The sequence below is a fragment of the Pseudonocardia sp. genome (assembly GCF_025465255.1).
GTDB lineage: Bacteria > Actinomycetota > Actinomycetes > Mycobacteriales > Pseudonocardiaceae > Pseudonocardia.
The window spans coordinates 1-7,025 of the sequence record NZ_JAODNI010000163.1 but is presented as its reverse complement, the minus strand read 5'-3'; the positions used below and the strand labels follow the sequence as shown (position 1 = coordinate 7,025).

7 protein-coding genes are annotated in these 7,025 nt (G+C 72.6%); 1 reads left to right on the top strand and 6 read right to left on the bottom strand.

Annotation, left to right across the window (positions count from 1 at the left end; translation table 11 throughout):
- From JWP64_RS19335 to JWP64_RS19310, 6 genes are all read right to left on the bottom strand, one after another.
- A partial coding sequence (locus JWP64_RS19335; RefSeq protein ID WP_297499141.1) for a TIM barrel protein occupies positions 1–520 on the bottom strand: 520 nt, incomplete at its 3' end.
- Positions 517–1,560, bottom strand: a complete 1,044-nt coding sequence (locus JWP64_RS19330; protein ID WP_297499139.1) for a Gfo/Idh/MocA family oxidoreductase — start codon at positions 1,558–1,560, stop codon at positions 517–519. The genes JWP64_RS19335 and JWP64_RS19330, both read right to left, overlap by 4 nt.
- A complete protein-coding gene (locus tag JWP64_RS19325; protein ID WP_297499137.1) occupies positions 1,560–2,540 on the bottom strand; it encodes an ABC transporter permease in 981 nt (326 codons plus the stop codon). The genes JWP64_RS19330 and JWP64_RS19325 overlap by 1 nt, the downstream gene beginning before the upstream one ends.
- A gap of 2 nt (positions 2,541–2,542) precedes the next feature.
- Positions 2,543–4,075 carry a sugar ABC transporter ATP-binding protein gene (locus JWP64_RS19320; protein ID WP_297499135.1) on the bottom strand — a complete coding sequence of 511 codons (1,533 nt, stop codon included), beginning with the start codon at positions 4,073–4,075 and terminating at the stop codon, positions 2,543–2,545.
- A complete protein-coding gene (locus JWP64_RS19315; RefSeq protein WP_297499133.1) occupies positions 4,072–5,235 on the bottom strand; it encodes a substrate-binding domain-containing protein in 1,164 nt (387 codons plus the stop codon). Before JWP64_RS19315 ends, JWP64_RS19320 begins: the two co-directional genes overlap by 4 nt.
- Positions 5,232–6,050: a sugar phosphate isomerase/epimerase gene (locus tag JWP64_RS19310; RefSeq protein ID WP_297499131.1), complete on the bottom strand. Its 819-nt coding sequence runs from the start codon at positions 6,048–6,050 to the stop codon at positions 5,232–5,234. Before JWP64_RS19310 ends, JWP64_RS19315 begins: the two co-directional genes overlap by 4 nt.
- A gap of 105 nt (positions 6,051–6,155) precedes the next feature.
- Between JWP64_RS19310 and JWP64_RS19305 the strand changes: the two genes are divergently transcribed.
- The coding region (locus JWP64_RS19305; protein ID WP_297499129.1) for an ROK family protein at positions 6,156–7,025 on the top strand (870 nt) is incomplete at its 3' end.

Genomic DNA, 7,025 nt, shown 5'->3' with positions numbered 1-7,025 from the left:
ACAGCTCGGGGGAGTAGGCGAGGTTGCCGGGGTAGCCGTCGGGGTGCCAGCCCTCCATCACGCAGTTCTCGATGATGAGCTTGACGCCCTTCTCCCCGGCGCGGTCCACCAGCCGCGGGAAGAGCTGCTCGGCCTCGCGCAGGTTCTCGGCGACCGACTTCCCGGGGTGCCGGCCGATGAACGTGCCGACGGTGGGGCAGCCGACCAGAGCGGCGGCGTCGATGCAGGCGAGGACGTGGTCGTTGATCGCCTGCCGCTCGGCCGGGTCGGGGTGGAGGTTGTTGTCGTAGAAGGCGAGCGAGCTGAGCGTGAGGCCGTGCTTCTCGAACAGCGCACGCGTCTCGTCGGCCTCCTTCTCCCCGAACCCCGCGGCGTCGAGGTGGGTGGCGGTGAACGGCCTGTCGCCGAGGTCGGGCCAGGCGGCCACCTCGAGCGCCTCGTACTTCCGCGACTCCGCCCAGGCGGCGATGTCGGCCAGTGACCGATCCGGCAGGCATGCGGTCAGGAAACCGAGCTTCATGCAGGGACCTCCGTCCACGTCCGTGTGGTCGAGCTGGTGATCACGGCGTCGGTCAGCGCGGCCGCCCGTGTGCCGTCGGCGAAGGTGGGCAGGCCGTCAGGGGCCTCGCCGCCGATCGCCGCGTAGGTGTCGGCGACGAAGGCGTTGAAGCAGTCCTGGTAGCCCTGCGGATGCCCGGGCGGGAGCAGGGAGAAGCGCTGCGCCGCGGGCGACGTGGCGGGGGAGCCGCGGTGCACGGTCAGGTTCCCGTCCATGCCGCCGACGAACAGGTCCTCGGGGCGCTCCTGGTCGAAGCCGTACGCGGCGCGCTCGCCGTCGAGGGAGAAGCGCAGGCTGTTCCGGCGGCCGATCGCGGTCTGGCTGACCACCACCGACCCCGCCGCGCCGCCGTCGGTCTCGAACTGCACGGTGGTGCGCGTCCCGCCGCCGACCGTGCGCGCCAGCAGGCGGGTGATGCGGTGCCCGCTGACGAACTCGACGAGGTCGCACCAGTGCACGCCGATGTCGGCGAACGCGCCGTGCTCCCCGCCCTCGGCCGCGTCGCCCCGCCAGCCGGCGCCCGCGCCGCCCGCCTGCCAGTCCTGCAGGTAGGCGCCGTGCAGCAGGTGCAGCGGCCCGGCGTCCCCGGCCTCGACGCGGGCCCTGGCCTCGCGCACCGCCGGGTAGAACCGGTAGACGAACGGCACGGTGGCCGTCGCGCCCGTGGCCTCCGCCGTGAGCGCGCGGGCGTCGTCCAGCGCCGTGGCCAGCGGCTTCTCGCACACCACGGCCTTGCCCGCGGCGAGTGCGCGCCGGGCCAGCGGCACGTGAAGCGAGTTGGGGGTGCAGATGTGCACGACGTCGACGTCGTCGGCGTCGATCAGGTCCGCGCCGGTGTCCGCCGGGGCGAGCGCGCCGAGCCGGGCGGCGGCCGCAGCCGACCGCTCCGGACTCGACGCGGCCACCCGCGTCACCACACCTCCCGCGGCGCGGACGGCGTGCGCGTGCACGGTGCCGATGAAGCCGGCGCCGATGATCCCGGCGCGTATTCGATCCGTCATCACTTCTTCCGCGCCAGCGCCACCGCGACGATGATGATCAGGCCGCGGATGATCTGCTGCTGGCTGTTGTCGAGGCCCGCGAGGATCAGGCCGTTGTTGATGAGTCCGATGAGCAGCGAGCCGAACAGCGCGCCGATCACGCTGCCGGCCCCGCCGAAGAGCGAGGTCCCGCCGAGGATCACCGCCGCGATGACGGAGAGCTCGTCGCCGGTGCCCCACTGGTAGCGGCCGGACTCCAGGCGCCCGGCGTAGAGCATCCCGGCGATCGACGCCACCAGCGACGACACCAGCATCACCGTGAAGGTGATCCGCCTGGTGTTCACGCCGCTGTACTCGGCCGCCACCCGGTTGCCCCCGGTGGCGAGGACCTGGCGGCCGTAGCGGGTCTTGGCCAGCACGACCGCGCCGACGGCCACGGCGATGACCGTCCAGACCAGCAGCCCGGGGATCGGGCCGATGTTGCCACCGCCGAAGATCGCGTTGAACGTGTCGTCGAGGATCGGCACCGGGGCGGACGTGGTGATGAACTGCGCCAGCCCGAACGCGATGCCGAGCATCGCCAGCGTCACCAGGAACGACGGCATCCCGAGGAACGTCACCAGGCCGCCGTTGACGATCCCGATGCCCAGGCCGACCCCGAGTCCGGCCAGCACGCCGAGCAGGGTGTTGCCCGTTCCTGCGATCGCCAGTGCGGCGACGACGCTGGACAGGCCCGCCGTCGACCCGACCGACAGGTCGATCTGCGCCGAGGCGATCACGAACGTCATCGCGACGGCCATGATCGAGATGATCGCCGTCTGCCGGAAGATGTTGAGCAGGTTCGTGCCGGTGAGGAAGCCGTCGCCGCCCAGCAGGATCGCGAACAGCGCGAACACCACGACGAAGCCGATGTAGATCGCGTAGTTGCGCCAGTCGAGGCCGCGCAGCGGCCCGCCGGGCTTCGTGCCGACCGGGGTGGGGTCGAGGGTCGAGGTTGACATGTTCAGACTCCCTGGATCGCGAGCTGGAGGGACTCCTCGTCGGCGATGTCCCGCCGGTCGAGATCTGCCGTGACGGTGCCGCGCCGCAGGACCAGGACGCGGTCGCTGACGGCGAGGAGCTCCGCCAGCTCGGAGGAGATGACGATGACGGCCTTGCCCGAGTCGGCCAGCTCGCGGATCCGCTGGATGATCTCGGTCTTCGTGCCGATGTCGACACCCGCCGTGGGCTCGTCGAGGATCAGCACGTCGGGGTCGCGGCCCAGCCACTTGCCGATGACGACCTTCTGCTGGTTCCCGCCGGAGAGCAGGTTCACCGGCCGTTTCGGCGAGGAGAGCCGGATCTGCAGCCGCTCGATCAACCGGGCGGCCAGGCCGTCGCCCGACCGGTCGTCGACGAACCCGGCCCGGGTGAGGCCGCCGAGCGCGGGCAGCAGCAGGTTGTCCCGCACGGCGTGGGTGAGGACGAGGCCCTGCAGGCGCCGGTCCTCGGGGACGAGCGCGATCCCCTTGGCGATGGCGATCCGCGGGTTGGTGATCCCGGCAGGCTCTCCGCGCAGCAGGATCTCGCCGGAGGTGGGCCGGTCGATCCCGAAGATCAGCCTCGCGAGCTCGGTGCGGCCGCTGCCCATCAGCCCGGCCAGGCCGAGGATCTCCCCGGCCCGCAGGGAGAACGACATGTTCGTGACGCCGTTGGCCGCGGTCAGGTTCCGCACCTCCAGCAGCGGCGGGCCCTGCCCGTCGGATGCGGCGCGCTCCTCCCACTCGAGCGCGTTCTCCATCTGCCGCCCGACGATCGCCTCGACGATCCGCTCCGGCGTCACGTCCGCGATCGGCTCGGTCATGACCACCCCGCCGTCGCGGAGGACGGTGATCCGGTCGCAGATGCGGTAGATCTCCTCCATCCGGTGGGAGATGTAGACGATCGAGACGCCCTGCCTCTTGAGCCGCTCGATCAGCGCGAACAGCGCCTCGGACTCGGTCTTCGTCAGGCTGGCGGTCGGCTCGTCCATGATCAGGACCTTGGCGTCCAGCGCCAGGGCCTTCGCGATCTCGGTGAGCTGCCAGTAGCCGGTCGAGAGCGTGTGCAGCGGGGTCGACGGGTCGAGGTCGACGCCCATCCCGGCGAGGATCTCCCGGGTGCGGCGCACCATCGCGGCGTCGTCGATCAGGCCGAAGCGGCGCGGTTCGTGGTTGAGGAAGACGTTGCGCGCCACCGTCAGCGTGGGCACCAGGCTGAACTCCTGGAACACCATGCCGATGCCGGCGGCCTCGGCGTCCTTGGGGGCGGAGAACGCGACCTCGCGGCCCGCGACGCGGATCGTGCCGCCGTCCGGGCGGTGCACGCCCTGGAGGATCTTCATCAGGGTCGACTTGCCGGCCCCGTTCCCGCCGGCGAGCGCGTGCACCTCGCCGGTCTCGAGGCCGAAGTCCACCCCCCTCAGCACCGGGGAGCCGCCGAAGCCCTTCTCGATCCCGGTCATCTCGATCGCCGGCGCCGACGGCGCCTCCGCGGGACGAAGTGCGTCTGCGGTCATGACCGGCCTCCCCTGAGCGATTCGGTGACCTGCGCGGGCGGGTCGGAGTGGTAGACCTCGCGCCACGCCTCGAGGACGTTGTCGTGGGTCACCGGCAGCGCGTCGAGCGCGACGTAGGGCGGTGCCTGCTTGCCGATCAGCGAGTACGCGGCGAGCTTCGCCTCGGTGAGCCCCTGGTCGAACGGCCGCTGGGCGCCGAGTCCGGTCACGTACTGGTTCGAGGCCAGCGCGATGGCGACGTTCGGGCCGAGGTCCTCGGTGGTGATCGCCAGGTCCGAGCGGTCGATCGCGCGGGCCGCGGCGATGACGCCCTCGGTCGGGACGTCCCAGACGCCCCAGATCCCGGCCAGCTCCTGGTGCTTGACCATCATCGCGGTGGCCGCGGCCTGCGCCTGCCCGGCGAAGTCCGGCCCGGTGACGCCCTTGCGGTCGACGATCCGGATGTCCGGGTAGTCCTTCGCGATCGTCTGCTCGAAGCCCTCCAGGCGCTGGCGGGTGACCTTGAAGTCCGCCTCGTGGAAGACGACACCGATCTCGCCCTTCCCGCCGATCGCGTCGGCCATCAGGTGCGCGGCCACCACGCCGTTGCCGACGTTGTCCGCCGAGACCGCGGAGACGTAGTCCTTCCCGGCCACCATGCCCTGCGGCACGTTGTCCATGAACACGAGCTTCACGCCGGCCGCGGCGGCCTGCTTGTAGGCGCCCGCGGTGGCCACCGGGTCGGCCGGGATGGAGACGATGATGTCCGGCTTGCGCGCGAGCACCGTCTCGATGTCGGAGACCTGGCGGTCGGGTTCGAAGTTGGCGTCGGTGACGGCGACGACCTCGATGCCCAGCTCGTCGAACTGCTGGCGCAGGCCCGCGATCTGGGCGTCGGTCCACCCGTCGCCGGTGTAGTGCATGACGATCGCGGCCGTGGCCTTCTTCGCGCGGACCTGCTCGATCTCGGCCGGGGTGAGGCTCACCGAGTCCGCCCTGGCCGGGGTCTCGCCGTTGGGGCCGGTGGCGAGGACGGTGCCGGCGAGGGCGGTGAGCGCCTGCTGGGCGGGTGGGTACCCGCGCTGCGGCGGGGCGGCCGTGCCGGTGCTCGCGCAGCCGGCGAGGGCGACGAGCAGGGCGGCCGCGACGGCGACGGCGCGGCCGCGGACGCGCCCGCTCACGCGAGCGCCTTGGGCAGGTGGGCGTCCAGGAACGCCTTGCTGATCCGGGCGGCGTCGGCCGGGTCGCCGTCGTAGGAGTCGAGCTCCACGAGGAGCCAGCTGTCGTAGCCGACCTCGCGGACCGCGGCGAGCACGTCGTCGAAGTCGACGTCGCCCTCGCCGAGGGGCAGGAACGCGCCGTTCCGCAGGTCCTTCAGGTGCACGTGCCGGATGCGGTCCGGGTAGCGACGGATCAGCGCCGCCGGGTCCCCGCCGCCCGCGGCGAGGTGCGCGGTGTCCGGGCAGAAGCCGATCCGGGTGCGGGCGAAGACCTTCTCGACCTCGTCCGGTCCTTCGACGATGGTGCCCAGGTGCGGGTGGTAGCAGGCGGAGAGGCCGTGCTCGCCCGCGATCGAGGCGACGGTGTCGAGGGCCGCACCGAGCCGGTCGTGGTCCAGGTCGGTGGTGCCGGCGGCGCGGCGGGCCCCGCCCCCGACGACGAGCTGCTCGGCGCCGAAGCGCTGCGCGAGCTCCGCGGCGCGCCGGACCCGGTACAGCTCGTCGTCGAGGATGTCCGGGTAGATGAAGTTGGCGCCGGTGTACACGCCGACCAGGGCGAGCCCGGTCTCGTCGAGCAGCTCCGCCAGGCCCGCGTCGGCGAGCTCCGCGACGTTGCCGTCGAACATCTCGACGCCCTCGTACCCGGCCGCGGCGATGTCGCGCAGGGCGCGGTGCATGTCCCCCGGGACGCGGTAGACGAGGTCCTTGACGCTGGTGACCCCCGACGCGTCGCCGGTGACGCCGCCCCAGGTGATCGAGTGGTAGCCGAGTCGCATGCCCGCTCCTCCTTTGGACCGATGCGAGCACGCTAATGTTCGTTACAAACAGAAGTCAATAGCTTACGCTCGGAACCGTCAGCCACACGCGCGAAGGGGAGGACGATGGCGGAGCCGGGGATCGCACCGGACCAGCTCGACGGCCTGGTGACCCTGCTCGACCTCATACGCTCGGGCGAGGCGCGGACCCGGCCGGAGCTGGCCCGTCGCGCCGACCTCGGGCGCACGGTCGTGACCCAGCGCCTCGGCCAGCTGCTGGCCAGCGGCCTCGTCGCCGAAGGCCCGCTCGGGCCCTCCACCGGCGGCCGCGCACCCCGCCAGCTGCGCTTCCGCGCCGACGCGGGAATCGTCCTCGTCGCCGAGCTGGGGGCCACGAGCATCACCGCGGGCCTCACCGACCTGGCCGGGGAGCTCCTCGGGCACCGGGCCGAGACGTGGGACGTCGCCGCCGGGCCGGACGCGACTCTGGGCCGGGTGGAGAAGCTGTTCGACGCGCTGCTGGCCGAGGGCCCGCCCGCCCCGGTCTGGGGGGTCGGGGTCGGCGTGCCGGGGCCGGTCGAGTTCGCGTCCGGCAGGCCCGTGGCGCCGCCGATCATGCCGGGCTGGGACGGCCATCCCGTCCGGGACCGTCTCGCCGCCCGGTACGACGCACCCGTCTGGGTGGACAACGACGTGAACATGATGGCGCTCGGCGAGGTCCGCAGCGGGCTGGCGCGCCACGTGGCGGACCTGATCTACGTCAAGATCGGCACGGGGATCGGCGCCGGGCTGGTCTCCGGCGGACAGCTGCACCGCGGCGCCCAGGGCTGTGCCGGGGACATCGGGCACATCTCGCTCGGCGGGGCGGTTCCGGAGGCGGCCGAGGTGGTGTGCCGGTGCGGGAACATCGGTTGTCTGGAGGCGCTGGCCGGCGGCGGCGCGCTGGCCCGGGACGCGACGGCCGCGGCGGCGGGCGGGCGCAGCCCGGTCCTGGCC

Coding starts and splice junctions, on each gene's coding strand:
- JWP64_RS19330 (WP_297499139.1), bottom strand. CDS start 1,560: ATGACGGATCGAATACGCGCCGGGATCATCGGCGCCGGCTTCATCGGC.
- JWP64_RS19325 (WP_297499137.1), bottom strand. CDS start 2,540: ATGTCAACCTCGACCCTCGACCCCACCCCGGTCGGCACGAAGCCCGGC.
- JWP64_RS19320 (WP_297499135.1), bottom strand. CDS start 4,075: ATGACCGCAGACGCACTTCGTCCCGCGGAGGCGCCGTCGGCGCCGGCG.
- JWP64_RS19310 (WP_297499131.1), bottom strand. CDS start 6,050: ATGCGACTCGGCTACCACTCGATCACCTGGGGCGGCGTCACCGGCGAC.